At 41.6% G+C, this 25,242-nt stretch carries 28 protein-coding genes and 3 pseudogenes; 14 read left to right on the top strand and 17 right to left on the bottom strand.

Annotated elements, in window-relative coordinates; all coding sequences use genetic code 11:
• Position 1: 1 nt before the first annotated feature.
• On the top strand, positions 2-901 hold the full coding sequence (locus BSI_RS16810) for a CPBP family intramembrane glutamic endopeptidase (protein ID WP_003236610.1): 900 nt from the start codon (positions 2-4) through the stop codon (positions 899-901).
• Here the strand turns inward: BSI_RS16810 and BSI_RS16815 are convergent.
• Both BSI_RS16815 and fabF read right to left on the bottom strand, forming a co-directional pair.
• Positions 898-2,967, bottom strand: coding sequence for a thioredoxin domain-containing protein (locus tag BSI_RS16815; RefSeq protein ID WP_003236608.1), 2,070 nt, complete (start codon positions 2,965-2,967; stop codon positions 898-900). The genes BSI_RS16810 and BSI_RS16815 overlap by 4 nt on opposite strands.
• 171 nt (positions 2,968-3,138) lie before the next feature.
• The gene (gene fabF / locus BSI_RS16820; protein ID WP_003236606.1) at positions 3,139-4,371 is read right to left on the bottom strand and encodes a beta-ketoacyl-ACP synthase II; all 1,233 of its coding nucleotides are present in this window, start codon (positions 4,369-4,371) and stop codon (positions 3,139-3,141) included.
• A gap of 103 nt (positions 4,372-4,474) precedes the next feature.
• Between fabF and BSI_RS16825 the strand changes: the two genes are divergently transcribed.
• The gene (locus BSI_RS16825) at positions 4,475-5,311 is read left to right on the top strand and encodes a helix-turn-helix transcriptional regulator (RefSeq protein ID WP_003236605.1); all 837 of its coding nucleotides are present in this window, start codon (positions 4,475-4,477) and stop codon (positions 5,309-5,311) included.
• Between the two features lie 448 nt (positions 5,312-5,759).
• Here the strand turns inward: BSI_RS16825 and BSI_RS16830 are convergent, their stop codons facing one another.
• Both BSI_RS16830 and BSI_RS16835 read right to left on the bottom strand, forming a co-directional pair.
• Positions 5,760-6,122, bottom strand: a complete 363-nt coding sequence (locus BSI_RS16830; RefSeq protein WP_003236602.1) for an MmcQ/YjbR family DNA-binding protein — start codon at positions 6,120-6,122, stop codon at positions 5,760-5,762.
• 118 nt (positions 6,123-6,240) lie between these two features.
• Positions 6,241-6,420: pseudogene (locus tag BSI_RS16835) on the bottom strand (DUF255 domain-containing protein); the annotation flags it as partial.
• Between the two features lie 285 nt (positions 6,421-6,705).
• Here BSI_RS16835 and BSI_RS23240 point away from each other — a divergent pair.
• Positions 6,706-6,768 carry a tetracycline resistance efflux system leader peptide gene (locus BSI_RS23240; protein WP_109571643.1) on the top strand — a complete coding sequence of 21 codons (63 nt, stop codon included), beginning with the start codon at positions 6,706-6,708 and terminating at the stop codon, positions 6,766-6,768.
• A gap of 33 nt (positions 6,769-6,801) precedes the next feature.
• The gene (gene tet, locus BSI_RS16840; RefSeq protein WP_003236598.1) at positions 6,802-8,178 is read left to right on the top strand and encodes a Tet(L)/Tet(K)/Tet(45) family tetracycline efflux MFS transporter; all 1,377 of its coding nucleotides are present in this window, start codon (positions 6,802-6,804) and stop codon (positions 8,176-8,178) included.
• Between the two features lie 75 nt (positions 8,179-8,253).
• Here tet and BSI_RS21980 read toward each other — a convergent pair.
• Positions 8,254-8,421, bottom strand: a pseudogene (locus BSI_RS21980) (DUF255 domain-containing protein); the annotation flags it as partial.
• 408 nt (positions 8,422-8,829) lie between these two features.
• On the opposite strand from BSI_RS21980, the gene BSI_RS22940 reads away from it, so the two are divergent.
• Both BSI_RS22940 and BSI_RS16845 read left to right on the top strand, forming a co-directional pair.
• Entirely contained in the window at positions 8,830-8,976 is a 147-nt protein-coding gene (locus BSI_RS22940) for a hypothetical protein (protein WP_003236595.1), read from the top strand.
• Positions 8,977-9,154: 178 nt separating this feature from the next.
• On the top strand, positions 9,155-10,063 hold the full coding sequence (locus BSI_RS16845; RefSeq protein WP_003236593.1) for a hypothetical protein: 909 nt from the start codon (positions 9,155-9,157) through the stop codon (positions 10,061-10,063).
• 256 nt (positions 10,064-10,319) lie between these two features.
• Here BSI_RS16845 and BSI_RS23275 read toward each other — a convergent pair.
• Positions 10,320-10,454 (bottom strand): annotated as a pseudogene (locus tag BSI_RS23275) (DUF255 domain-containing protein); the annotation flags it as partial.
• A gap of 56 nt (positions 10,455-10,510) precedes the next feature.
• Here BSI_RS23275 and BSI_RS16850 point away from each other — a divergent pair.
• The gene (locus BSI_RS16850; protein ID WP_003236591.1) at positions 10,511-10,819 is read left to right on the top strand and encodes a hypothetical protein; all 309 of its coding nucleotides are present in this window, start codon (positions 10,511-10,513) and stop codon (positions 10,817-10,819) included.
• A gap of 184 nt (positions 10,820-11,003) precedes the next feature.
• Here BSI_RS16850 and BSI_RS16855 read toward each other — a convergent pair whose 3' ends face one another.
• Both BSI_RS16855 and BSI_RS16860 read right to left on the bottom strand, forming a co-directional pair.
• Positions 11,004-11,600 carry a YczE/YyaS/YitT family protein gene (locus BSI_RS16855; RefSeq protein WP_003236588.1) on the bottom strand — a complete coding sequence of 199 codons (597 nt, stop codon included), beginning with the start codon at positions 11,598-11,600 and terminating at the stop codon, positions 11,004-11,006.
• A complete protein-coding gene (locus BSI_RS16860; RefSeq protein WP_003236586.1) occupies positions 11,597-12,043 on the bottom strand; it encodes a GNAT family N-acetyltransferase in 447 nt (148 codons plus the stop codon). Before BSI_RS16860 ends, BSI_RS16855 begins: the two co-directional genes overlap by 4 nt.
• 119 nt (positions 12,044-12,162) lie before the next feature.
• Between BSI_RS16860 and BSI_RS16865 the strand changes: the two genes are divergently transcribed.
• Positions 12,163-12,615, top strand: a complete 453-nt coding sequence (locus BSI_RS16865) for a MarR family transcriptional regulator (RefSeq protein ID WP_003236585.1) — start codon at positions 12,163-12,165, stop codon at positions 12,613-12,615.
• A gap of 162 nt (positions 12,616-12,777) precedes the next feature.
• Here the strand turns inward: BSI_RS16865 and BSI_RS16870 are convergent, their stop codons facing one another.
• Complete coding sequence (locus tag BSI_RS16870; RefSeq protein WP_003236584.1) at positions 12,778-13,131, bottom strand: winged helix-turn-helix transcriptional regulator; 354 nt, start codon at positions 13,129-13,131, stop codon at positions 12,778-12,780.
• 104 nt (positions 13,132-13,235) lie between these two features.
• Between BSI_RS16870 and BSI_RS16875 the strand changes: the two genes are divergently transcribed.
• Entirely contained in the window at positions 13,236-13,898 is a 663-nt protein-coding gene (locus BSI_RS16875; protein WP_003236583.1) for an MBL fold metallo-hydrolase, read from the top strand.
• Between the two features lie 50 nt (positions 13,899-13,948).
• Here BSI_RS16875 and BSI_RS16880 read toward each other — a convergent pair whose 3' ends face one another.
• The 3 genes from BSI_RS16880 to BSI_RS16890 form a co-directional block, all read right to left on the bottom strand.
• The gene (locus tag BSI_RS16880) at positions 13,949-14,326 is read right to left on the bottom strand and encodes a VOC family protein (protein WP_003236582.1); all 378 of its coding nucleotides are present in this window, start codon (positions 14,324-14,326) and stop codon (positions 13,949-13,951) included.
• Between the two features lie 23 nt (positions 14,327-14,349).
• Complete coding sequence (locus tag BSI_RS16885; protein ID WP_003236581.1) at positions 14,350-15,603, bottom strand: pyridoxal phosphate-dependent aminotransferase; 1,254 nt, start codon at positions 15,601-15,603, stop codon at positions 14,350-14,352.
• A gap of 171 nt (positions 15,604-15,774) precedes the next feature.
• Positions 15,775-16,353 carry a LysE family translocator gene (locus BSI_RS16890; protein ID WP_032731783.1) on the bottom strand — a complete coding sequence of 193 codons (579 nt, stop codon included), beginning with the start codon at positions 16,351-16,353 and terminating at the stop codon, positions 15,775-15,777.
• 128 nt (positions 16,354-16,481) lie between these two features.
• Between BSI_RS16890 and BSI_RS16895 the strand changes: the two genes are divergently transcribed.
• Entirely contained in the window at positions 16,482-17,369 is an 888-nt protein-coding gene (locus BSI_RS16895; RefSeq protein WP_003236579.1) for a LysR family transcriptional regulator, read from the top strand.
• A gap of 46 nt (positions 17,370-17,415) precedes the next feature.
• Here BSI_RS16895 and BSI_RS16900 read toward each other — a convergent pair whose 3' ends face one another.
• From BSI_RS16900 to BSI_RS16910, 3 genes are all read right to left on the bottom strand, one after another.
• Positions 17,416-17,895, bottom strand: a complete 480-nt coding sequence (locus BSI_RS16900; RefSeq protein WP_003236578.1) for a DUF2798 domain-containing protein — start codon at positions 17,893-17,895, stop codon at positions 17,416-17,418.
• An 82-nt stretch (positions 17,896-17,977) separates the two neighbouring features.
• Positions 17,978-18,421: a GNAT family N-acetyltransferase gene (locus BSI_RS16905; protein ID WP_003236577.1), complete on the bottom strand. Its 444-nt coding sequence runs from the start codon at positions 18,419-18,421 to the stop codon at positions 17,978-17,980.
• A gap of 14 nt (positions 18,422-18,435) precedes the next feature.
• A complete protein-coding gene (locus BSI_RS16910; protein ID WP_003236576.1) occupies positions 18,436-19,314 on the bottom strand; it encodes a LysR family transcriptional regulator in 879 nt (292 codons plus the stop codon).
• Between the two features lie 187 nt (positions 19,315-19,501).
• Between BSI_RS16910 and BSI_RS16915 the strand changes: the two genes are divergently transcribed.
• Positions 19,502-20,716, top strand: a complete 1,215-nt coding sequence (locus BSI_RS16915; RefSeq protein ID WP_032731844.1) for an MFS transporter — start codon at positions 19,502-19,504, stop codon at positions 20,714-20,716.
• Positions 20,717-20,749: 33 nt separating this feature from the next.
• Here the strand turns inward: BSI_RS16915 and BSI_RS16920 are convergent, their stop codons facing one another.
• The gene (locus BSI_RS16920) at positions 20,750-21,589 is read right to left on the bottom strand and encodes a pentapeptide repeat-containing protein (RefSeq protein ID WP_003236574.1); all 840 of its coding nucleotides are present in this window, start codon (positions 21,587-21,589) and stop codon (positions 20,750-20,752) included.
• A gap of 148 nt (positions 21,590-21,737) precedes the next feature.
• Here BSI_RS16920 and BSI_RS16925 point away from each other — a divergent pair, with 148 nt between their 5' ends.
• Positions 21,738-22,127: a YybH family protein gene (locus BSI_RS16925; RefSeq protein WP_003236570.1), complete on the top strand. Its 390-nt coding sequence runs from the start codon at positions 21,738-21,740 to the stop codon at positions 22,125-22,127.
• A 73-nt stretch (positions 22,128-22,200) separates the two neighbouring features.
• Positions 22,201-22,995: a YybI family spore inner coat protein gene (locus BSI_RS16930; RefSeq protein WP_003236567.1), complete on the top strand. Its 795-nt coding sequence runs from the start codon at positions 22,201-22,203 to the stop codon at positions 22,993-22,995.
• Between the two features lie 44 nt (positions 22,996-23,039).
• Here BSI_RS16930 and BSI_RS16935 read toward each other — a convergent pair whose 3' ends face one another.
• Positions 23,040-24,350, bottom strand: a complete 1,311-nt coding sequence (locus tag BSI_RS16935) for an MFS transporter (protein WP_003236566.1) — start codon at positions 24,348-24,350, stop codon at positions 23,040-23,042.
• A gap of 435 nt (positions 24,351-24,785) precedes the next feature.
• Here BSI_RS16935 and BSI_RS16940 point away from each other — a divergent pair, with 435 nt between their 5' ends.
• Positions 24,786-25,232, top strand: a complete 447-nt coding sequence (locus BSI_RS16940; protein WP_003236562.1) for a DUF6376 family protein — start codon at positions 24,786-24,788, stop codon at positions 25,230-25,232.
• The last annotated feature ends 10 nt before the right edge of the window (positions 25,233-25,242 follow it).

The raw sequence follows: 25,242 nt of genomic DNA, 5'->3' as shown, positions 1-25,242 counted from the left end.
AATGAATTCATTTATCCGTCCTATAGAAGGAAACAATACGTTGTGGAGATATTTTTTCGCCTTTTTGGTGATGGTAGGGTTATATGTATTCGGGAATATTGCTTACCTTTTCGCGATACTGTTTACGGTTATTGTGAATCCCGATATCACGTTTGATGTGGATAAAGCTGTGCTGAGTGATCCTCTGGTTGATCTTTATTTGTCTCATGTTATTTATTTGTTTGCGATTCCAGGAGTATGGCTGGCTGTTCGCTTTATTCTGAAACGGCCTTTCCGAACTGTGATTACACCGAATGCAAAGATCAATTGGCGGAGAATTTTCTTTGGCTTTATTGCTTATTTCTTGCTGATGATCGCCGTGCAATTGATTGATTTTGCGATTCATCCTGGCAGCTATTCAATGCAGGAGTTTGATGCATCACGGTTTATCTGGCTGCTAGCGGCTGCCCTCATTTTGGTTCCGTTTCAAACCTCAGCTGAGGAACTGTTTTTCAGAGGATTTTTGCTTCAAGCTTTCGGGAGAGTGACGAAAAATCCTCTTATTTTGACATTGGTTGTCGGTGGCTTGTTTGGCGTATTGCATTTTGCGAATCCAGAGATGAACAATGGCGCTGTCTGGGCAGGAATTGAGTATTTAACATTTGGTTTTGTGTGGACCTATTACACGATTAAAACAGGCAGTATTGAAATCTCACTTGGCGCCCATGCCGCGAATAATATGTTTTTGTGTATGTTTATCACAGAAAAAAACAGTGTATATGGAGGAATTCCCTCTTTATTTACGGTTACGCGGGGGAACCCGATGTGGGAGGCTTTATTTACGATAGCGGTCAACCTTGTTTTTGCGGGAATCGCGTTGTGGTACCATAAGAAATCACAAAGTAAGCAGCAAGGGTCTTAATCCCTGCTGCTTATTAGTGTTTGGATGGCTTCTTCGATATTTGTTGTCGGCTGCTGGCAGGCGAAGTTTTCGCAAATATACACGGTTGTTTTGCCGTCTATGATGCGGTAGTCTGCCGCGAATGGCGCAATGTCTGTGCATTCATCAGGATGCTCTGCCACCAGAATAGAGTCGTTGGGCTTAAAGGCCTTTTGAAGTGCAGTTATGATTTGTTTTCTGGCTGGATCGTCTGCGTTGCCAAAAATAACGATTTCTTTTTTAGGCATCAGATGCTTTAACACGCTTTGCATAAAGAAAGCATGGCCGCTCGGATACGCGTCGATGTCCGGTTTGAATACGGAAAACATCGATTCCGCTTTTTCAATCAGTGATAAGTCGCCTGTAACCTGTCCGAGACGCAGCAGCTGAACGGCTGCCACGCTGTTTCCGGAAGGCATAGCGCCGTCGTATACTTCTTTTTCCCGGACGATTAAGGCTTCTGCATCGTGTCCGGTGAAATAGAATCCGCCATGCTCCTCATCCCAAAATAAGCCGATCATATCGTCTGTCAGTTTCTTCGCTTTTCGTAAATAAGAAAGATCAAACGAAGCTTCATAGAGATCCAGATAAGCCCATAAGAGAAAAGCGTAATCGTCGATGAAGCCTTTGTTTTTCACTTCGCCGTCTCGATATCGGACCATTACACGGCCGTCGATGATTAACTTGTTTTCAATAAATGTGATGGCGTCTTTCGCCAAGCTGAGATATTTCGGTTCCTGGTATACCTTTGCCGCTTTGGCGAGTCCAGCGATCATCAGCGCGTTCCATGAGGTCAGCACCTTATCATCGACATGCGGATAAGTTCTTTCTTCGCGTATCTTCAAGAGCTGTTGTCTTGCGTCCTCGAGCTTGAGGTTAAGCTCTTCCTTAGTTAAACTGGCATCAGCTATGAGTTGTTCCCGCTTTGTGTGAATCAGATTCGGAATATTCTTGCCTTCAAAATTCCCTTTTTCAGTGATGTCATATACTTGGCAATACAGCGTTCCGAGATCGTCTCCGAGCGTTTTCAAGATTTCATCCTTTGACCACACGTAGTATTTTCCTTCTTCTCCTTCTGTGTCCGCGTCTAAAGCGGAGAAAAAGCTTCCATCCTCATGGGTCATTTCCCGCTGAATGAACGTGATGATCTGCTCGCAAATCTCTTTATACCGGCTGTTTTGCGTGACCTGATAGGCTTCTGTATAAGCGGTCAGCAGCAGTGCATTGTCGTACAGCATTTTTTCAAAGTGGGGAACGAGCCACTCGTCATCGGTCGAGTAACGGGCGAATCCATAGCCAATATGATCGTAAATGCCGCCATTCGCCATGCTGTCCAGCGTTTTTGTCACGTTGTATAAAGCATTCTCCTGCCCCGTATTGTGATGATAACGAAGCAAATACATCAGCATATGGGGCATCGGAAATTTTGGAGCCTGTCCGAAGCCGCCGTAGATCGTATCAAACCCGTTGGCAAGCTGCAGGAATGTCCGGTGAGTTGCTGACTCGCTAAGGCCTTCGCCTGATTTTGCAGCTGTTTTGGTCTGCAAATGTTTAGCGGCGTTCTCCGCAATATCCTCGACATGTTCGCGATCGTTCGCAAACGTCTCAGACAGATGCTCAAGCACATCAACAAAACCGGGACGATTAAATTTACTTGTCTTTGGAAAATATGTACCCGCATAAAACGGCTTCTGATCAGGCGTAATAAACACATTCAGCGGCCAGCCGCCCTGCCCGGTCATCAGCTGGCAGATTCTCATATAAACAGAATCCACATCAGGCCGCTCTTCCCGGTCGACTTTAATCGCCACAAACCGTTCATTGAGAAGGCGTGCGATTTCTGCGTCCTCGAAGCTTTCGTGGGCCATGACGTGGCACCAATGGCATGTTGAATAGCCGATGCTGACGAGAACCGGCTTGTTTTCGCGTTTTGCTTTTTCGAAGGCTTCTTCTCCCCAGGGATACCAGTCTACGGGGTTGTGGGCGTGTTGGAGTAAGTATGGTGATTTCTCATTGATTAATCTATTGGGTTTACTTTTATTTGGCATGGGATCACCTTCTTTCTAAATGTTTTTTTAAGTATTCTCTTTCCTCTATTTAATATACCAGATAGCTGAGGCCCGTCATAATTTGTCTGTGAGGTATTCCATAATGAAAATCAAGGGCTATAAACCCTTGATAGATTCATTATTTCACCTTTGAACTATAAAGATGGGTCTTCAATCGTAATGCTTTAACAAGATTGCTGAATTATGTCCTCCAAAACCAAAAGAATTTGATAGCCCATATTTCAATGGAAGGTGTCTCGCTTCTGATACAACATCTAAGTTGCAATCTGGATCTTGATTCTCTACATTAATAGTTGGCGGAATAATTCCTCGTCTCAAACTTTCCACTAAAGCAATTGCTTCTACTCCGCCAGCAGCACCAAGCATGTGCCCAGTCATTGACTTGTTTGCAGTTGTTGGAATTTCACGTGAATGTTCACCAAATAATTTCTTAATAGCTAGAACTTCTGAACGATCACCTACTTGTGTACTTGTTGCATGAGCACTAATAACATCAATTTCACCTGTTGATATATTTGCACTTCTCAATGCTTTTTTCATTGCTAAGTAGGCACCCTTACCTTCTGGGTGTGATGCTACCATATGATGAGCATCTGAACTAGCTCCGTACCCCACTACTTCACATAATATCGGCGCATCTCTAAGAATAGCGTTTTCTAATGATTCTAATACTAAGATACCTGCGCCTTCACTCATAACAAAGCCATCTCTATCTGTATCGAATGGACGGCTGGCTCGACTTGGCTCTTGGTTTCTTGTAGATAGTGCATGGGCGTTTCCAAAACTAGCCAAAGATAACTGTGTGATTGCAGCTTCTGCTCCACCGGCAAATATAATATCTGCTTCATCATTTCGGATAGCATTGAAAGCTTCACCAATAGAGGTGTTCCCGATTGAACAGGCTGTGACTGGTGATAATGATGGTCCTTGTGCTCCTAATTTTATGCTTATTTGGGCCGCAGCTGCATTTGAAATCATCATTGGTACAAGGCTAGGGCTTACTCTCGCGGGACCTCGTTTATTTAATACATTCACATTATCAACAAGCGATTGTATGCCTCCGATTCCTGAACCAACATATACCCCTAAACGTTCAAGATCAACATTTTGTAACTGTAATTGTGAATTTTCTAATGCTTGTTCGGCTGCTGCTAAGGCAAACTGACTAAAACGATCTAATCGTTTTGCTTCTTTTCTCCCCAATATTTCATCTGCATCGAAATCACGAACTATTCCAGCTATCTTTGTTTTATAATCAGCAGTATCAAAAGAATCAATTAGAGATATTCCCGAGTGTCCTTTAACTAGTTGATTCCAAAAGCTATTTACATCATTTCCTAGTGGAGAAATAACTCCCATTCCAGTAATGACAACTCTTTTCATGATAATTCCCTCCTTGTTTTTATTAACTTTAGCTATTGTGTTATCCTATTACAAGTTGTTGTTTATCCTAGTATAATTAATACTATTTTAAAGGGAGATCTTAATGAAACCTGAAACAAGACTTCAAGCTTTATCAGAATTTCTAAAGAACCAACGTTCGAAAATTACTCCCCAAATGGTTGGTTTACCTGTAGGAACCCGCAGAAGAACACCAGGACTAAGAAGAGAAGAAGTGGCTCAACTAGCCGGTGTAAGTCTTACTTGGTATACATGGTTAGAACAAGGCAGAGATATAAAAGTATCTACTTCGGTATTAGATGCTATTTCTCGAGCATTACAATTAAATAACGATGAAAGGAGATATTTGTATGCTCTAGCGTTAGAGGAAGGAGTGAAACAACCCTTTATAAATGAGAAGGAGAAGGAAATCAGTCCGGCTTTAGTGAAAATTTTGCAGGAACTTCGTTATTGCCCAACGATTATATCAGATAGAAGAAGTCAGATTGTTGGGTGGAATCAAGCAGCAGCTAATGTATTTTTGGATTTTGAACAAATCAATCCGGCAGAAAGGAATATAATACGCTTACTATTCGCAAGAAAGGAATTTAAAAGTTTAGCAGTGAATTGGGAGCATTTTGTTAGAGGATATATCGCAATATTTAGAACGTATTATGGACAGTATGTGGCTGATGACTGGTATGAGCAATTTATACAAGAAATGGAACAGGCATATCCTGAGTTTCGTAAAATTTGGAATGAAAATGAGATAAGCTCTGCTCCTGAAGTATTAATTGAGTTTCGTCATGCTAAGGTAGGTAAAATGTTGTTTAATCTTACTTCATTACAAGTGCATGGGGATACTGATTTAAGATGCAGCGTCTATACTCCAGTTGAGGATACTGAAACTGAGCTTAAGTTAAAACGTTTAATTGAAGGCTAGCTATGATAAATTAGTTTCCTAATTTGCATAAATGACAATGTTCTTTAGAATAGGCCAAGGCTAGCTATCGTTTGGAGAGTAGAAGTTATTCAAGTAATACTTCCTTTACTTTGTTTAGACTGTAAATAAAAAAACAACTAGTATATAGTTCCCATTCGTTTTTTGTATTTGGATGAAGTTGTTGTGTGCATCTAATATAAAAAAGATCCTATGCCACCAATGACATGTCGAATAGCCGAATTTAGTTACGTTCGACATGTTGTCATAACGTTGCTTTACAGAAAAAATTCAGGTTTTCTTGAAATGTTTTACTTGAGAAAATCAGTACTCATAATATATGATGGGCGGTTAACAGTACTTTCTTCTTCAACTAACACCCAGAGAGTTTTAAGTAGCGTTGGTAGCATAGAGAGAAGAACAATGTCCTAAAATGAAAGTGCCCACTAATCTAGCTTGATTTGGTTAAATTAAAGCTTTGCTCGATTAAGTAATAAATTTCTCCTTCTGGATCTGTACGTTCCAAAATAAGTGAAATCCAATGTTCCTTATCCATATGATATCCAGGAAGGATATTTTCCCCATTTCTTAAACTATCACTTATTTCAGGAGGACATTTTAGATTCAGAATATCTATTTCATCACTTCTATCAAATCCCAATTTTTCCGGGAGAACATTCATTATAAGACCGTACCATTTTTTGTTTGACTCATGTCTCAAAGCAGCATAGTGTGGGTATTTCTTCCACGGGTAATCAGGCGATGTACCGTATTTTTCTTTGACGTGTTTAAAGATATCTTCTCTTGTTAACATACTTCAATCATCCCTCCAACTACTTACGGTTACTTTCTTCTCTCTCATTCCATCTTTGAAAAAATCACAGGGATTTGCACTCAATGATCCTTGGTTGTCTATTTTGGTTACTTTAATAGACATGGCACCAATGACAAGTCGAATAACCGATGCTGACCAAAACCGGCTTGTTTTCGCGTTTTGCTTTTTCGAAGGCTTCTTCTCCCCAAGGGAACCAGTCCACAGGGTTGTGGGCGTGTTGAAGTAAATAAGGAGACTTCTCAGCGATTAATCTATTGGGTTTATTTTTCTTTGTCATGGGATCATCTTCTTTCCAATTTGGTTATATTCAGGTTACCACAGTAACCAAAAACAAATACAATAACTGACTGTTTATTGATAAAAGAGATGCAAAAACATAATATAATGTTTCATTATGCCACCGGAGAGAAAAATGAATAAAATTTTGGTGAGTTTACTTTTGGGCTTATTAAAATTTTTTCTTGTTCCACATTCGGGCCAAATTGTTGTATAAAATAGTAAAAGTTTAAACCTTAGTCTATATATAATAAGGACATATCAATCAAATGTAGGGGGAGTTATTATGAAGTGCAATAAAATGAAAAGGGTACAATTAAAAGAGGGAAGCGTATCAATGGCCCTATAAACTACGTCTGCCCTCATTAATGGAGGGGAAATTGTGAATACGTCTTATTCACAGCCAACTTTACGGCACAACCAAGTTTTAATTTGGCTTTGTGTTCTGTCATTTTTCAGCGTATTAAATGAAATGGTTTTGAACGTCTCATTACCTGATATTGCTAACGATTTTAATAAACTGCCAGCGAGTGCGAACTGGGTGAACACAGCCTTTATGTTAACCTTTTCCATCGGAACAGCTCTGTATGGAAAGTTATCGGATCAGCTTAGCATCAAAAAACTGCTCCTATTTGGGATTACGGTAAATTGCTTCGGATCGATAATTGGATTTGTTGGACACTCATTCTTTCCTATACTCATTTTTGCCCGGTTTATTCAAGGGACTGGTGCAGCCGCATTCCCAGCCCTTGTGATGGTTGTAGTTGCGCGCTATATTCCAAAAGAAAACAGGGGTAAAGCATTTGGTCTGATCGGGTCCCTAGTAGCAATGGGGGAAGGTGTTGGACCAGCTATTGGCGGAGTGATTGCTCATTGTTTTCATTGGTCATATTTGCTTCTTATTCCAACTGTAACAATTATCACTGTTCCATTCCTTATAAAACTATTGAAGAAGGAAGAAAGATTAAGAGGTCACTTTGATATGGCAGGGATTATATTGATGTCTGCTGGTATCGTATTTTTTATGCTGTTTACAACATCATATAGCATTTCTTTTTTGATGATTAGTATTCTAACCTTCCTGATTTTTGTAAAACATATTAGGGGAGCCCAAGAACCTTTTATTGATCCTGCTCTGGGGAAAAATGTCTTATTTATGATTGGCGTCCTTTGCGGAGGACTGATATTTGGCACTGTAGCAGGATTTGTCTCTATGGTTCCTTATATGATGAAAGATGTTTACCATTTAAGTACTGCAGCAATTGGAAGCGGGATTATTTTTCCAGGAACAATGAGTGTCATCATCTTCGGTTACATTGGAGGAGTGCTTGTTGATCGGAAAGGTTCTTTGTATGTATTAACAATTGGGATTGCATTGATGTCTTCCAGCTTTTTAATCGCTGCCTTTTTTATAGATGCAACACCATGGCTCATGACCATCGTATTCGTTTTTGTTTTTGGGGGACTTTCTTTCACAAAAACAGTTATATCTACAATTGTGGCTAGTAGTTTGAAACAAAAGGAAGCTGGTGCTGGAATGAGTTTGCTTAATTTCACCAGCTTTTTATCGGAGGGAACGGGTATTGCGATTGTAGGCGGTTTATTATCCATCCGCTTACTAGATCGTAGGATGCTGCCTATTGACGTTGATCATTCCGCTTATTTGTACAGTAATATGCTATTACTTTTTGTAGGAATCATTGCTATTAGTTGGCTAGTAACCTTGATTGTATATAAACGTTTGCGGAGAAATGACTAAAAGGGTTAAAGGATCATCTTGATAAAGAAATTCAAGATTGATCCTTTTTTTGTGAAATGAGTAAACATGCCATCAATGGCATGTGGAATAGCCGATGCTAACCAGAACCGGCTTGTTTTCGCGTTTTGCTTTTTCGAAGGCTTCTTCTCTCCAAGGGAACCAGTCCACAGGGGTGTGGGCGCGTTGGAGGAGATAAGGCGGCTTCTCATTGATTAATCTATTGGGTTTATTGTGAGTGGGCATGGGATCACCTTCTTTCGTGTTTTTCTTTAATAAAACTTTATAACATAACGTTATCACAGATAATAAAAAATGCCTTAGTCTATAGGGTTAACTAAGGCATTTGGAATAGATAGCTTGGAGAATATTCAGGGGGGCTACACCTTCTACAGTCGCTAACGCAATAACTCTCCCTAAACACGTCTGTTGTTATCTAAGGAATGTCGAATGTAATTAAAAAAAGTGAATATTACTCAGTATATAGCTAATCATTTGGAATGAATATGTTTATTGTATATGGAATATATTGGTATATAATAGTGGATTTACAGGAGCTTTCATTACTGATCCAGTAAATAATGATCCGCAAAAGGCGCTTGCTTTAAAATCCGGCTAGGGTTTATTAACCTTTGTATCACAGGATTCAAAAGAATGTCTGCTACCTTAAGTTTTGGGGAAGGCGTGGATATGGATTTAGCAGAGTTTATAGAAGATAAAGGGATGGTTGATGGACTGCTTCTACATGGAACTGGAGTTGGACGTGACAATACCGACACTGCAGGATGGGTGTATGAATAGCAATATTAGTATTATCTAACTGGCCAGCTGGCATAAATGAAGTTCCTGCAAATGTTGGTAATGTAAAACGTACAGTACGCCATGGTGACGGAGCAGCCGGAAAAGTTGCATCCTTTCTTGCTGTTAAAAAAGAAGAAAAGATTAAACATGAAATTTAACTTGGAGGAGGTTTAAACGATTGGGACAATCACGATTACCAAACTCAGTTATTGTAGCTATGGCGTCAAAAAAGCATCGTTTATGGCATTATCTTTGGCATGGATTTCGAAACTCTTGGGAGGGACTTGATTGTAAAGATCGCGAAAAGTTATGTAAGACTCATCCAAATTGGGTGCCGCCACGCCCAGCACTCGATGCCGATGGAAAGCCTAAACGGGATAATGATTCTGGTGAGGACTTCCTTTTCATGCATAGAACGATGATTATGATCGTCAATAAAATTTTAGCAGATGAAGGTGATATTAACTATCCATGGGTTCAAGGGTGGAGGTACCTTCCAAAACCTTCTGATAAAAGTTATCCGATTTTGCCAGCTTATGATAGTCATCGTATTCCAAGGGAAAGACTCGAGTTAGAAAAATCTGTCGATAGATATTGGAGTTATTTTTCAGGGCTTGAAAAGAAATTTACTGATCCAGACTACTTAAGTAGTGTAACGCTTGGCCAGCTTGGTTCTGATATTGAATTTACAATTCACAACAGTATGCACATACGATGGTCAGAAGAATCGAAAGTTGGTTATATGACTGAGCCTAAATTAGGAGATCCTATAGATGATATTTGGAATCAACCTGAGTATAACTGGCTAGGTGATGAATACTCTGCTCATGTGCATCCGATTTTCTGGAAATTGCATGGTTGGGTTGACGATCGAATCAATGATTGGATGAGAATAAATCAAAAAGAGGACTATAAATGGAAGGGAACATGGATTGGTGATACAAGTATCCTGCATCTACATGATGATCATGGTCAAACACCTACCCATGGAGACCATGAACTAATTGCAAATTTAGAGTACTTGGCGGGTTTCTTAGGAAGTACAGGAAAACGGCGAAGCTCTTTTGACCTTCCAGAAATATGTTAGTTAAATAATAACAATGGAAAATGTAAATGCCTCCCCCTTTCGGAATATCATAATCACATTCAAAGTGTACGCAATTTACCTTGTTCATGATAGGAATAACTATAATGATTGGTCTGTCTTCCCTATATGTTGATGGAAAGTGTCAGAAATTGAAATTGAGGAATTTCCAATATTAAAAGTCCATTTTCTCAATGCTGAGAAGGGCTTTTTTTGTTTTAAACTGACTCTTGTTGTTCTAAGATTTTATACGAACTTAACACCAATGACATGTGGAATAGCCGATGCTGACAAGAACCAGCTTGATTTCGCGTTTTGCTTTCTCGAAGGCTTCTTCTCCCCAAGGGAACTAATTTAAAGGGATATGATCATGTTGAATAAATAAATGAAACATTTGAATAACCAAAACGTAACGTATATATCTGTATTTCAGGAGGTAGGTACTTAAGAATGATTAAAAATATTATTGGAACGACGCTTATACTCATTAGTTTTGTGGTATTTGGAATCAATTGGTTGTACCTGGAGCCAAGAGGGTTAGAAGAGATTCCATATTGGATTGTATTTGTAGGTGCTTTATGTGGAGGGTTTATTAAATACTACAATCCAAATCAGAAAAACACGAACGAAAATATGAGTAATGGGAATGGAAAGACAAGAAAAATCGGCAAGACCATTGATCATTTTATTGATGCCGTTTCAGGTGACATTGATAGTGGGGATAGAGATCAAAGAATGAATAACAAACCTAAAAAATAGTCGAACTTAAAAAGCTCGGCTATTTTTAAAAGTCAGCCATTTATTTTGTCATTGGATGAGGTTGTTGAGTGCATTTAATATAAACCGCCAATGCAGCGGCTTGTTCTCGCGTTTTCGAGAAAGAAGAGGTTTTTTTAACCTCTTCTTTTCTTTTTTTATAAGACACTGGTATTCACCAATTAATTTACATTTTCGAGGATAAGAAGCGCCGTTCAACAAAAGGCATAAAAAAGTGAAGGATCATTCCTCCTAAACAGACCGTTAAAAGGGTTCCGATGCCGATAGGGCCTTTAAATATAATAGCTAATACTAAGAAAAGAGCATATACCAATGTTCTTGAAAATAAGATCGTTCTTTTGGAGATATCTCGGATAATGAGTGTTAAATGATCGATAGGAGTAGATGCAAATTTTGTCTGAAGATAGATGGCTGTTCCAAGACCGATGAGCACCAAACCGATACCGAAACAAATCAGTTTGCTTACCCACATGTTTGGAGAAATAGTGGTTTTTACTATAAACAACCATAGGTCAATGCCTATCCCAGTAATAAATGCTGTAATCAAGCCCAGCAACATAGGTTTTTTTCTCGTTAAGATAGAGTTACAGATTAAGAGGATCACAGAAATAAGAACCTCCCAGCTTCCCACGGTAAGCCCGACTTCTTCGGAAAGACCAACCAAAACGGCATCAAAGGGAGATGTACCCAGTCCTGATTGTATGGTTAAGGAAATGCCTAAACTTAATATGAGGATACCTAAGCCGTAATAAATATATTTCATTTTATATTCCGTGATATGTCTTTTGTCATCAAGACGTGTGGGATGCCGTCTTCCATAAATTCCTGTGAAGAAGTCTGATAGCCCAGTTTTTTATAAAAGCCTGCTGCCTGTGTTTGCCCATGCAGCTTAAATGTAGCCATTCCTTTTTCTTTCATGATGTTTTCTAACCCGCTTATGATGACTTGGCCCAATCCATACTTACGGTAAGGTTTTAGGATGCAGATTCTTTCCAGCTTACCTGTATGATCAACGATGCGCACACGGCCTGTGCCAACTGGCTGATCCTCATGATATACCAAGATATGCTGGCATTGTTCTTGGAGCGTATCAAATTCATCGAACTCATCGGATTCAGCTACATGTTGCTCCTCAATGAATACCGTTCTTCTAATATCTAAAGCAACGTGTAAATCATTTTCAGTTGTTATTCTTTTTATATTCATATTTGATCAATCCTTTTCTGATATTAATCTGGACTGTACAGCATGCATGTGGTCTTATAGTAGTAAGGTTAAAACAATTTTGTTGTAATTGCAACAAAAATACGTGAGGGGTTTTAGGAATGAATGACATTTTGCGTGAGATCGGCATGATTGCAAGAGCGTTGGATTCCATAAGCAATATTGAATTTAAAGATTTGGACTTAACAAGAGGGCAGTATCTCTATCTTGTACGTATATACGAAAATCCGGGAATTATTCAAGAAAAATTGGCGGAAATGATAAAAGTGGACCGAACAACAGCCGCGCGGGCCATTAAGAAATTGGAAATGCAGGGATTTATTCAAAAACAGCCGGATGAGCAAAATAAAAAAATAAAAAAACTGTTCCCGACCGAGAAAGGGAAAAAGGTTTATCCATTGTTAAGAAGAGAAGGAGAACACTCCATGGAAGTGGCCTTGTCCGGTTTTACACCTGAGGAAAAGGAAACCATTTTTAAACTCGTTCACAGAGTCAGGAAAAATATAGAACGTGATTGGGAATATGTGAAGAAGGGGAACAAGAGGGACTATTAATGTACAAAGTAACAGGTCGAGCTGATACTGGCGAGAATCGGCTTCTCCTCAAAAATACCAGTCTGCTGGAGTGCGGGGCATTTTCAAGATAATCTGCCTTGAAAATGTTCCGTTCACTTAAAAGGAACCCTTCTCTTTTCTGTAAAATCTTTAAAGTCATTTTCATCCATTTTTACTTATATACTCATTTCCCCACATCCTCATGGATGCAATAATAGGAGAAAGTTTTTCACCGAGTTCGGTTAGAGAATATTCCACCTTCTTGGGGACAGTATTCTCTACTTTTCTTTTCACAACGCCATCTGCTTCCAGTTCTCTCAGCTGCAGCGTCAGGATTCTTTGTGTAATACCTGGAATTAATCGTTTCAGCTCATTAAACCGGACTGATTTGTGAGACAGGATGTCGATGATGATTCCTTTCCATTTCCCTCCGATAATATGCAGCGTCATTTCCACGGGACAAGCCTTTTTTACTTCTGCAGTGCAAGCGCCAAATCCATTTAACCGGTTACCCATACTCGTCACCTCACAATGTAAGTTGCAAAAATGTGCGTAATTACATATCTAGCTCAGATGTATTACAGTAATGATATCAAAAACTTCCAAAAGGAGTGGCTTGCATGAACTTGAGACAATTATCAGAACATGTCTTTCAATGTGAATTTGAGCTTGATGTGCCTCTTCGTATCCCGGTTCATACTTGGTTTATGAAAGATGGTGATGATGTTTATATTATTGATACGGGAATAGAACGTTTTGCTGATGCTCAAATTAGGGTAGCACTAGCGATCGGCAATCCAAAAGCCATTTTGCTTACCCATGGCCATAGCGATCATATTCAGGGGGCATCAAAATGGTTAGAGAGATTTGATATTCCGATTTTTGCGCATCAAAAAGAACTAGTGTATATCAATGGAGAAGCGCCTTATCCGAACAAAAATGAAGTGGAGAACACAGGGGTAGCCCATATTGTCCAGCCGCTGACAGAGCAAACGCTGGCTCACCTGCCTTTGCAATACTATTTAACACCCGGTCATTCCCCGGGGCATGTTGTGTACCATCATGAAATCGATCATACCCTATTAACTGGAGACCTTTTTATCACAAGTAAGGAGGATTTACACCCGCCTATCAGAAAATTCAGTGTTGATATGAATGAGAACATCGACAGCGGAGCGATAATAGATGAAATCAAACCAACGCTCATTTGCTCTTCACATGGCGCAGAAATTCTTTATAACGAAGAGTTGTATAAAAACTATGTGTTAAGGTATAGGGACTAAAAGAAATAAGAAAAAACATACCAAATGAATTGGTATGTTTAGAGGGGAATTTAAATATACTCCGATATCTCAATGAGGTTCTGATCGGGGTCTCTTATATAAACAGATAGAATCGGGCCGAGTGCACCGGTTCTTTTTACTGGCCCTTCTTCGACATTGACGTTCGTTTTCTTGAGGTGCTCCAGTACTTTACTAATAGGCTCATCAGAGATCAAACATAAGTCGGCAGATCCCGGGAGCGGGTGCTTGGCTTTAGGTTCGAATTCATGACCGGCCTCATGCAAGTTTATTTTTTGATTGCCAAAACGCAAAGCTTTTCTGCCTGCGCCAAATGTTTCTTCTTCCATTCCCAAAACAGATGTATAAAAGTCGATTGTCTCTTGAAGGTTTTGTACCGTTAACACCAAATGGTCAATTCGTTTGATCATGAGCATTCCCTCCTGCGGAAATTTTACTTTACAGCATCTGATATTGTGATAGCGTGTTTGATTTTAGCTGCAAGGCCGTGCATTTGGGCGAGCGGAACAGAACATGCCGCGATTCGTATGCCCTTTGAAAGCGGGGGTGCAAAGATGTTCTGGGCAGCTAACATCTCGCTGGCTTCATCAGGATGGATGCAAGGGATTGTAATGAAAAAGCCAGAATGGTAAGGCAATATGCTTAGTCCAATTTGATGGGCTTCATTGATGAACACTTCAGCCCGTTTCGCAATTAATGTTTGATATGCTTCACGTTCAGTGTTCACCTTGTTTAGCAGCATTTTATCGTTATAAATCGCAGAAAGCAAAGTCATACAGCCTCGATTGACATTTGACCACCTGGAGCGGCTGGTGACCAATACAGCGTTTTCAAATTCTTCAGCCACGCTCTTGCTGGAGGATACTCCAATTAAAGCTCCAGTCCGCTGGCCGTATACTGTAAAGCCTTTCGACATGCTGAAGGCAAAGGTGACAACGATGTTGGAAGGGAGATTGCTAAACTTTTTCATGAATGAGCGTGCGTTTACGGGGTCCTTTGTAAAGTCGATATAGGCAATATCAATGAGCAATGTGATTGTTTTGCTGCTTTTTTTAGCGGATTCTAATATCACATGTTTAATGATCTCATCCCATTCATGATCTGACATACTGTATCCCGTTGGGTTGTGATTCGGCGAATTTAAGATGATCACGACATGGTCCTGTTTGACGAGCAGATGGCTGACCATATGTGAGAATGATGTCAGATTAAACGTCATATCAGCGTCTAATAAAGAGAAGGTCATCAAATGGCGCCCAGTGTCTTTGCAGATGGTTTCATAGGGTGTCCAGTACCAATCGTGAGTTAATATGGTATCGCCAAAATTTGAATAGTTCCAAATCACATTAGAAATGGCACCGGCGCCGCCTGCGCTTGCAACCGCCCGTATATAGGCGTCAGGTCTGGACTCTCCGAAAGTATGTGTCACGGCTGCTTCCAAAAAGCTGGGCAATCCGGCTACCGGGCTGTAGCTGATCATGTCTTGAATGGGTATGCTGCGAAATAATTCTTCCACAGAAGGCAGACAGACGATGTTTCCGTCGTCATCTGCAATGGTTCCCATTGAAGCATCGATCACGTTTTCTTTTCCATATTGAATGATGGCTTGTTTAGCAGCCATTCCTATACCAAATAATTTATCAACATACACTTTTCCCTTTGCATGGGCTGCTACCCTCGATTCCATGGATCCTCACCGTCTCCTTTGTATTTTTATCTGTCATTCGTTAGTTCTTGCTTGAGAAATCTATGAATCTAACATGTCACAGCCTTTATTGCGCAATGTTTGATCAATCCAATCTCTATCCCACTAATGTCTGCCATCATTTTTGGTGTACCTCTATTCCTTTTTGAACGTTCACAGATAAATACTGACGGCAGAGTAAACTAGCAGCAAACACATAATGATGCGAAATATTTTATCGTATTTGTCAAAGAGTTTTTTGAACACAGAGCCGAATCCTGACCATAACAGCAGCGCCAGCCAGCCGAGAATGATGGCTAATGTGAGATAAAGAATGATCGATGTCATTGAATGCTGGAACGGCAGGATAAATGCACTCATCAATGTTAAGAAGAACAGAATGCTTTTGAAATTGATCATTTGAAAAATAAAACCTGATAGAAAAGAAGAATGCACATCTTCAGAATCCTTCTTTGCTTTTTTGGACATGCCGACCTGCCATGCCAAATAAAGCAGATAGACTGCACCTGCTATTTTGAAGTATGGTTCTGCAACCGGAATCCATTTGTATAGTCCTATCGTAAATACACCGCTGAGAATCCCAAGGACTGCAAAGCCTGCCAAAATGCCGCTATTGAAACGCCATGACCCTATAAAGCCAAACCGCCGCGCTTCATTCATCATTAAGATGTTGCTCGGGCCAGGCGTAATGGATGTCAACATCACATACGATAGAAAAGCTATTATACTCATAAAATCACCTTCATTTACTAATGTCGTACGGGGTAGTTTTTATTGTATGATAATGATATCTATAAATAAAATTGAAATATAAAAAAGCATTATCATTTTTTTCGATAGATCATAAAAGGAGAAATCGTATGGAGATCAGACATCTTATCACGTTTCAAACCATCGTAGAGCAGGGGAGTTATACTGGCGCCGCGGCGAAGCTAGGTTATACGCAATCCACGATCACCACTCATGTCCAAGCGCTCGAGCAGGAGATCGGCGGGGCGTTATTCACGTACGAGAAAAGGAGTTTAAGACTGACAGCTTTAGGAAGAGAATTGATCCCTTTAGCTGAGGATTTACTATCAACCCATGAACAGATCAAGAATATGCAAAACGTTCACGAAGTTAAGGGTGTGTTGAAAGTAGCGGCACCTGAGTCGTTAACCATTTCCAGACTCGGGCCGATCATAAGGGAATTTTCGCTCAAATATCCTCATGTCAAAATCATTTTAAGCAACGGCACATGCGGGCAGAATCAGGTGGATTTATTAAGCGGACGAGTCGATGTCGCGTTAATGGTCTATCCGGAAATCAATATTGAAAAATGCATTCATTATACATTAACCGAGGAGGAGATAGTCCTTGTGGGCAGTATGGATGGACCGGATCATTTTGATGATTACAAACAGGAAAACAACAGCCATTTCTTTATTACAAATGAAGAGGGCTGCAGTTATCGGACCATGTTTGAAACATATCTTGTGAAGAGTGACATCCGCAGCTTTCAAACAATGGAGCTGTGGAGTATCGAAGCGATCAAACAAACGGTCATGAGCGGGCTTGGATTTTCTGTTTTGCCTTATATCACAGTGAAAGAAGAAGTAGAGGCAGGTAGGCTAAAAATCCTTCATCATGCTGAAACCTTTGATCCGCTTTACTCTCATATGTTAATCAAAAAGAAAAAATGGCAGATGCCTGCCGCAGAGGCTTTTGCGGAGCTTGTTTTACATTCGATTCGTGAGGCGGTGTGCTGAAAATCAGTGGGAAAAGGAGCGGGTGTAACGCTCACTCCTTTTCTATTTAAACGGCAGCTGTGAGCTTTGGTTTTACAAATTTCATAAAAATCCCTCTGACTAATGGACCCATAATCAGTAATTGCAAGGGATAAGCTAAGATGAAATTTTTCAATACAATCATCAGGTAAGCGTTGAAGAGGCTGTTCCCGTTAAGTCCATTTGATAAAGCGGCTGTCACTAAACCGAACACAGACATACAAAGCACCATGCCGATCACCATACACGTAGACATGGCGAGGATGACATATAATTTCTTAGACTTGTCGAACGGCAAACTGAACGCAATCTTTTTGGCAAGGGGATCCACTAATAGTAAATCTAACAGCAGTGCGACCATAAAACCGATGACCATTTCAGAAACCGTCACCAGTGAAAAATCCTGTATGGCTCCGTTGATGATAGCATTGTAAATCGACATGACGCAGACCATTCCAAAGCACATCATCACGCCAAATATAAGACCTTCTTTTTTATTTGTTGGCATACAATCAATCCTTCTCTCCATAATCGGTGATTAGTATACCAATGAACCACTCATGCTCATAAGTGACAAATTTGTGAACAATTCATAGGCAGGAATCATCTTTTTTTGTCATCAGTACATGCGGGATGCCGTCCAGTATAAATTCTTCTGAAGCTGTCTGATAGCCGAGCTTTTCATAAAAGCCTGCCGCCTGTGTCTGGCCGTGCAGTTGGAATGCAGAAATGCCCTGTTCTTTCACAATGCGTTCTAACGCATCGACGATTACTTTGCCCAGCCCGAATTTGCGATAGGGCTTCAGAATGCAGATTCTTTCCAGTTTCCCCACGTGTTCAACGATACGGACACGGGCAGTGCCAACGGGTTTATTCTCATGATAAACGAGGATGTGCCGGCAATCTTCACGGAGTGTATCGAACTCATCGAATTCATCGGAAACGGGACAGCCTTGTTCTTCTGCAAATACAGTTTTTCTGATTTCAAACGCTGTATGTAAATCATGCTCTGATGTTATTCTTTTCACATTCACGATGTGATCCTCCCTTACTCAGAAAAATGGCTGATGACGTATTGTTTAAAGGTCTCAGCAACCGGCGATAAAAACCGGCCTTCTATCCAGGCGATTCCTATGACACGCTGACATTCCGGCCAGCTGACGCGGATTTTTGTAATTTTGCTTTGGTCCAAGCCTTTTAGGTCGGGCAGAATGGATATGCCGAGTCCGGCAGCGACAAAACCTGCCGCAGTGGCGGCTTCTTCCCCTTCAAACATAATGTTCGGCTGTATATCGGCTTTCTCAAACAGTTCATCGACTGTCATCCGAAGTGCGTAGCCTTTTTTCAATAAAATAAAACGCTCCCCGGCAATCTCACTCAGGGTAATGCTTTCACGATTGGCTAATGGGTGATCGTTTGGCACAAATACAAAAAGTTCTTCACTCCACAGCTTGATCCATTGGATCGGTTTTTCTGGCTTGATCGAAGCGAGGAGGCAGAGGTCCAGATCTCCGGATTTTAATCGTTCAAGCAGCCAATAAGAATGGTTTTGCTTCAACTGGAAGGCAATGTTGGGGTATTCCTGTTGGAAGGAGCCGATGAGATCGGGCACGAGCGTTGTTCCTAAAGTATGCAAAAAGCCGAGAGATACTTCGCCTTGGTCTGGCTTTAATAAGGCTTGGATTTCCTGTTTTCCCTCGGTGTACTCCTTCATCATCGCCTCTACCCTCCGTAAAAAGATGTGCCCATATTTATTTAAGGTAATGGATCGTCCTTGCCTGTCGAATAGCGGGACGCCTAAATGATTTTCCAGTCTGGCGATAGAGCGTGAAAGCGCAGGCTGAGTGATGGAGAGGCTTTTTGCCGCCTTCGTCACGTGCTGCATCTGGGCCAGTGTTTGAAAATATTCAAGTTGTTCCCATTCCAATCATCATCCCTCCCATATTACATATAAGCATGAAAAGCATATTTTATATGCATTATACAACATATATTAACGGTGCTAAGATAAATGTATAAACAGACTCGAGGATGTTTGAATTCGTAAGAAATAAAGGATGGTTGTTTATGAATGGCAGTGCTCAACAACATGCGGAGGGGCCGATAAAGTCCCGATGACATACATTCAAAAAGGCACACCGGTTTTTCGGAAAATTACGTTTGCTTTCTTTGCCGCGGGTTTTAATACATTTGCGATACTTTATTGCGTACAGCCGCTCATGGAGGAATTCACGCGAGAATTTCATGTAACGCCTACGGCGGCGAGTCTTTCTTTATCTGTTACCACAATGCTGTTAGCTGTGAGCATGCTTGTCTTTGGTTCGTTGTCAGAGGTGTGGGGGCGCAAGCCGATTATGGCTGTATCCATGCTGGCCGCATCCGTTCTCTGTCTGGCGTCGTCCTTCAGCCCGAACTTTCATACGCTGCTTGTATTGAGAACCATTCAAGGGGTTGCGCTCGCTGGGCTTCCGTCGATTGCGATGGCTTATCTCGGAGAAGAAATAGAACCCGGAAGCCTTGGGTCGGCGATGGGGCTGTATATCAGCGGAAACGCGATAGGCGCCGTTTTTGGAAGGATCGTTTCAGGGCTCCTGAGCGAGTTTTTTAATTGGCATATGGCGATGGGGGCAATTGGTGTAATTAGTTTGATCGCAAGTATTATATTTTTTATGAATTTGCCTCCATCCAGGCACTTCACGCCGAGAAAATTGGAGCTCGGGCAATTGGGAATATCTTTAATCAGCCACTTGAAGGATCGGAAACTATTAAGCTTGTTTCTCATTGGTTTTTTACTGCTCGGGAGCAATGTTGCATTGTTCAACTACATTGCGTATGTGCTGTTGGAACCGCCGTATTCGTTTAATAAAGCAATTGTCAGCTGGATTTTTATTGTGATGATTGTAGGGATTTTCAGCTCATCTTTCATTGGAAGAATGGTTGATCAATATGGTTATCCGAAAATCCTGATGATGAATATCTTCATCGTCATCGCAGGTGCTTTATTAACGATAAACAGTATGTTAGCAGTGAAAATTCTGGGGATTGCGCTCTTTACATTCGGCTTCTTCGGCGGGCATTCAGTCGCCAGCAGCTGGGTAGGCAGGAGAGCCCTGCACAACAAAGCGCAGGCTTCATCGCTGTACTTGTTCTTTTATTATGCCGGTTCAAGTATTTGCGGAACGGTCGGCGGGCTATTCTGGTCTGCTTTTCATTGGCTGGGTGTCGTCGGTATGATTGTCATCATGCTGCTGGTTGCGTTTGGGCTGTCGGGATACTTGGCTAGAAGTGTGAAAATGCCGGATAAAAGTAACGAAAAAGGATTGGATTGATGGCAGAAAAAAGGACCGCAGTCGGGTCCTTTTTTATTTCCAATGGGCAGGGATTTGTAGAGATGGCGGCAGCTTTGTGTTCGAGTCGCCTTTTGCGGCATTCACCTGTGCCTGCGTCAGAAAGATGCTCCCGGTTAGGTCAGCGCCGCTGAGATCAGCGTCTCTTACATCTGCACCGATAAAGTCTGTCATTCTCAAATCAGCATTTCTCAGGTCGGCAGCTATGAGCAGCGCCCCTCTTAGGTTTGCTCCTCGCAGATCAAGCCCATTCATTTTTGCGCCGATCAGGACACTTCCCCGGCTGATTTTTTTCGGAAGTTTTCGATTGCAGGCTTGGGCACGCACCAGCTCACTCGTTTTTAACAGCCATTCATTAACCTCGGCTCGATATTCGTTCACCTGCAGTGTCAGCAGGTTTTCCTTGCTGAGTCTGGTGAGCTTGTCTATCTTATCGAAACAGGCCCGAAGCTCACAATGAATCGGCTTGGCTGTCTCTATAGAAAGAGCTTCATGTATATACCAGAGCATTTCGTGCAGCTGCTGCATAATAGGAAAAACGTCAAACATCTCGCTTGCTGTTTCGGGGTTGTTTTGCCAATCCTTTCCCTCATAAGTAATTTGAGATACCTTCTGGCCGGCGCCAAAGCATTCATAAGCAGAACAGCCTCGAAACCCTTTTTCTCTGAGGTCTTTATGTATAGAACATTGATAGTTTGATTGTAAGTTGCGGCAAGGCGTGCCCCCGTCTTTATCAAAAGCAAAATCCGCTGATTTCGCATAAGGCAAGGCGACACAGCACAGACCAAAACAATGCTGGCAATCCGCGCTTAAATCATGATGTATATTGTCATGTAACGATAATTCCGCAGACAATATCATTCACCCCTTCACTTGGGAACTTTGTTAAATATATGCTATTTGATTATATAGGAAATATTGATACTTTTCATTTTGTTTTTACGGCTTCGGCGGGTCAAACGATGTATAATATATCCATCATGATGATTGGGAGGGAATCCTCTTGGAACAGCAAATAAAAGACATCATATCTGCATGTGATTTGGCAATCCAAAATGAAGATTTTGATACACTGATGAATTATTACACGGAAGATGCCGTTTTAGTTGTGAAGCCCGGCATGATCGCGCGAGGTAAAGAAGAAATCAAAAAAGCGTTTATGGCAATCGCGGACTATTTCAATCATCATATTGTCCCGACACAAGGGGAAATGATCATTTTGGAAGCAGGAGACACTGCACTGGTCCTTTCTCAGACACTGCTTGATTCGGATAAAAAGGATTCCGAGTATGCGATGGAAAGAAGGGCAACCTATGTGTTTAAGAAGAATGCACAAGGCGAGTGGCTTTGTGCAATTGATAATTCATATGGTACGGCTTTAATTGGTGTTTAGCGTTCAGATATGTCTTCGATGTGCCATTCCTGCATATAATGATTCATTCAGCTGATTAGGGAAGGTGACTCCATTGAATCTGTATGACTTTAGTATGGCACCTTATTGGTTTTATGCAGGCAGGCACGGAGGACTTGTTCAACATCCATACTTATTTCGGCAGCCGGTTTCCTCTCGCGCAATCATTACATCAGCCCGCGGGGATGTAACGGGAGACGGCGTTATTGACGAAGTCTTTCTTACTGGCACCCAAATGCCCGGCAGCCCTTTATGGCGAAATATCACATTGGTGATCCGTGACGGCAGAACCCATCAGGAACAGCGAATCCAGCTCCAAAACAATATGGGATACAATCCGTCTCTTTTTCTTGGGGATATGACAGGCGACAAGATTGATGATGTGGCAGTGGTGGTGGATACTGGGGGAAGCGGCGGCGCTATATATGCATATATTTTTGCCTATCTAAACCGGCAGTTCCGGCAAGTTTTCAATTCGGATGTGTTTCATGATGAATTTAAATACAGTGTGAGCTATCAAAATCAATATAAAGCAAATGTCATCAGCCACCATCAGAACGAAACGTATACCCTTGATCTTACTTACAAGGGCAGGGAATATTTGAATGAGATTTATACTGCTCAGGGTGTGTTGAAAATGCCGATAGAAGGCTGGGTGAATCCTTTGTCTGGCTTGTATCCGGTTGATTTTGACAGAGACGGCACATACGAACTGCTGGCGTATCAGCGGATCGCCGGGAGGTATAACGCTGACTCGCTGGGATATGTCCAAACCGTGTTGAAATGGAACGGGCAGAGGTTTATATTTGACCGCCAGACTGTTTCGATTTTTGGGAGTGACTTATCGTAAGTATTCTTTCGAGGCAGAAAAAGAGTGCTTTCAGCAAGCACTCTTTATTCCAGCTTAATTCGTTTAACATCCCCTAATACAAACACATAAAAAACCAATCCCAGCAACAGCACAAATCCGGCCACCAGAAAGCTGAGCGTAAAGGAGCCTGTCACATCAAACAAATATCCCGTCAGTGAAGCAGCAATAATCCCTCCGAACAGGTTGTTTGCCAGGTTCACCATGGAGCTCAGCATGGATACGGAACCGATCGGCGCCAGTTCCGCGGAAATGGACCAGCCGACTGGAGCGGTTGCAGAAATACCGGCAAGGCCGATTGAAATACAGACAATTGCGATGGTGATATTGTTCGTCAGAATCGAGCCTAAAAAGAAAAAGCCGAAGCTCATTCCGACAATGATCACGGTTCGGTACACCTTGGTGTTAGAATAGCCTTTCTTAATAAAGTAATCGACGAGCCATCCGCCGACCACGATTCCTGAGATGGTTGAGATCAGCCACGGCACGGCTGTAAATAAACCCGACGACATGAGATCCATTCCGTATGTATGCTTAAAGAAAGTCGGAAGCCAGGTGAGCAGCAGGTTAAATGTATAGCCGTACCCTGTAAATCCGATCATTAAGCCCCATACTTTACGGTTGGCGAAAAGCTTTTTTAAAAGCGGACCCGTTTTGTAAGGAATTTGCTCTGTTGTGATCGTATTGTGTTTTTGAATATAGTTTAATTCGCTTTTGGAAATGCGTTTGTGCCGTTCAGGCTGCTCATAATACTGCCAGAAAAAGATCGTAAACAGCACATTGATGCATCCAATCGTCAAAAAGGCGACACGCCAGTCAAATGTGGTGACAAGAAAGGCGACCAATGGCGCGCCGATCACGTTTGAAAATTTGGCGGCCGAGTCGAACAGAGAGTTTGCCAATCCCCGCTCACTTGGAGGAAACCATAGAGCGGTTGCCTTAGAGGCGGCAGGGAAAGCAGAGGCGCTTGTCAGCCCTATGAGAAACCGGAACAGATACAACAGCAATTTTCCTTGCAAAAAAGCAAGAAGAATCGTTAAAAAGCTCCATATTGTCATTCCAATCCTCGTGACCCACGCCACGCCAAACCGGTCCAGCAAACTTCCGACAGGCAGCTGCATCAGTGTATAGGAATAAGTGTAAATGGAAAACACGATGCCGAGTTCGGTTGCTGTAAGATGAAACGAATCTTGTATCGCAGGGGCCGCTACAGAGATGGCCACTCGGTCAAAATAATTAAGAATAATAATGCCGCTGAGTAACGAAGATATGTACCATCTGGTATGTCCAGGCCGTTTCACGCGCTCTTGACTCATGATGAAAACCTCCTCTGTCATAGCATGATCTCCTGATGGAAATACCATTCAAATTTTAAATACCACAGCGTGCTTTTGCGTAAACGGACAGCAGGAATTTGACTGGAAAAGCCCTGTGCTTTAGAATGAAAGTAATAAAAATGAACACTCCAAAGGGGAGTAGCTTTCACAGTAAAGTCGTCATTACGGGACAAGACGTCCTCGGCTTTGCTGGCAATCTAATTGTTAGCGAGACCTTTGCCAAATCTGATTTGGTGAAGGTCTTTTTGTTTCGGAACTTCACCAAATCGGTGGAGTTTTTTCATTTTTATCAAAAAGGGAGAGGAGCGTCAGGATGTCTAAGCTGAAAAAGTGGCTGAAGCGTGAATTGGTGAAAAAAGGGCTGCCATTAGCGAAAGAGAAATTGATCCCGATCTTAAAAGAAAAAATGAAGAAGAAACGATGAGGAGGCTGACGATGAAGATCATTTTGACAGTACTTGCCGGAGTGGGGCTTTTGAGTGCAGGCGGATGCGGCATGCTTGATCAGGTGAATGACGGTTTGAACTATACGAGTGAAGCAACGGGCTATGTGGAGAAGGTCAAGACATTTGCAGAGGAAGCGCCTGAATTGGCTGAACAGGCTGTAAATGACACCGAGGCGAAAGAAAAACTAGAGGCACAGCTTGAATCGATTCAGAAGGCCGCCGCTGATTTTAATGAATTAACGCCGCCTGATGCCGCGGCGGAGATTCATCAAACCATTCAGGAGCATAACGAAACATTGCAGAAAAGTGCTGACGATGTGTTGAAACAAGTGGAGGAAGGCAAGGTATCGCTTGAAGAATGGGAGCGGTCAGACCTTGTCCAGAACGCAAAACAAATCACTGATGTGATGGGACAAATTGAAAAGCTGGGTGAATAAGAAAAAGCAT

Origin of the sequence: Bacillus inaquosorum KCTC 13429, from assembly GCF_000332645.1 — a bacterium.
Lineage (GTDB): Bacteria > Bacillota > Bacilli > Bacillales > Bacillaceae > Bacillus > Bacillus inaquosorum.
This window is presented reverse-complemented; position numbering and strand designations above follow the sequence as displayed.

Excerpts from the sequence above, each read along its gene's own strand:
- BSI_RS16810 (WP_003236610.1), top strand. The coding sequence starts at position 2 with ATGAATTCATTTATCCGTCCTATAGAAGGAAACAATACGTTGTGGAGA.
- BSI_RS16815 (WP_003236608.1), bottom strand. The coding sequence starts at position 2,967 with ATGCCAAATAAAAGTAAACCCAATAGATTAATCAATGAGAAATCACCA.
- fabF (WP_003236606.1), bottom strand. The coding sequence starts at position 4,371 with ATGAAAAGAGTTGTCATTACTGGAATGGGAGTTATTTCTCCACTAGGA.
- BSI_RS16825 (WP_003236605.1), top strand. The coding sequence starts at position 4,475 with ATGAAACCTGAAACAAGACTTCAAGCTTTATCAGAATTTCTAAAGAAC.
- BSI_RS16830 (WP_003236602.1), bottom strand. The coding sequence starts at position 6,122 with ATGTTAACAAGAGAAGATATCTTTAAACACGTCAAAGAAAAATACGGT.
- BSI_RS22940 (WP_003236595.1), top strand. The coding sequence starts at position 8,830 with ATGTCTGCTACCTTAAGTTTTGGGGAAGGCGTGGATATGGATTTAGCA.
- BSI_RS16850 (WP_003236591.1), top strand. The coding sequence starts at position 10,511 with ATGATTAAAAATATTATTGGAACGACGCTTATACTCATTAGTTTTGTG.
- BSI_RS16855 (WP_003236588.1), bottom strand. The coding sequence starts at position 11,600 with ATGAAATATATTTATTACGGCTTAGGTATCCTCATATTAAGTTTAGGC.
- BSI_RS16860 (WP_003236586.1), bottom strand. The coding sequence starts at position 12,043 with ATGAATATAAAAAGAATAACAACTGAAAATGATTTACACGTTGCTTTA.
- BSI_RS16865 (WP_003236585.1), top strand. The coding sequence starts at position 12,163 with ATGAATGACATTTTGCGTGAGATCGGCATGATTGCAAGAGCGTTGGAT.
- BSI_RS16870 (WP_003236584.1), bottom strand. The coding sequence starts at position 13,131 with ATGGGTAACCGGTTAAATGGATTTGGCGCTTGCACTGCAGAAGTAAAA.
- BSI_RS16875 (WP_003236583.1), top strand. The coding sequence starts at position 13,236 with ATGAACTTGAGACAATTATCAGAACATGTCTTTCAATGTGAATTTGAG.
- BSI_RS16880 (WP_003236582.1), bottom strand. The coding sequence starts at position 14,326 with ATGATCAAACGAATTGACCATTTGGTGTTAACGGTACAAAACCTTCAA.
- BSI_RS16885 (WP_003236581.1), bottom strand. The coding sequence starts at position 15,603 with ATGGAATCGAGGGTAGCAGCCCATGCAAAGGGAAAAGTGTATGTTGAT.
- BSI_RS16890 (WP_032731783.1), bottom strand. The coding sequence starts at position 16,353 with ATGAGTATAATAGCTTTTCTATCGTATGTGATGTTGACATCCATTACG.
- BSI_RS16895 (WP_003236579.1), top strand. The coding sequence starts at position 16,482 with ATGGAGATCAGACATCTTATCACGTTTCAAACCATCGTAGAGCAGGGG.
- BSI_RS16900 (WP_003236578.1), bottom strand. The coding sequence starts at position 17,895 with ATGCCAACAAATAAAAAAGAAGGTCTTATATTTGGCGTGATGATGTGC.
- BSI_RS16915 (WP_032731844.1), top strand. The coding sequence starts at position 19,502 with ATGACATACATTCAAAAAGGCACACCGGTTTTTCGGAAAATTACGTTT.
- BSI_RS16935 (WP_003236566.1), bottom strand. The coding sequence starts at position 24,350 with ATGACAGAGGAGGTTTTCATCATGAGTCAAGAGCGCGTGAAACGGCCT.
- BSI_RS16940 (WP_003236562.1), top strand. The coding sequence starts at position 24,786 with ATGAAGATCATTTTGACAGTACTTGCCGGAGTGGGGCTTTTGAGTGCA.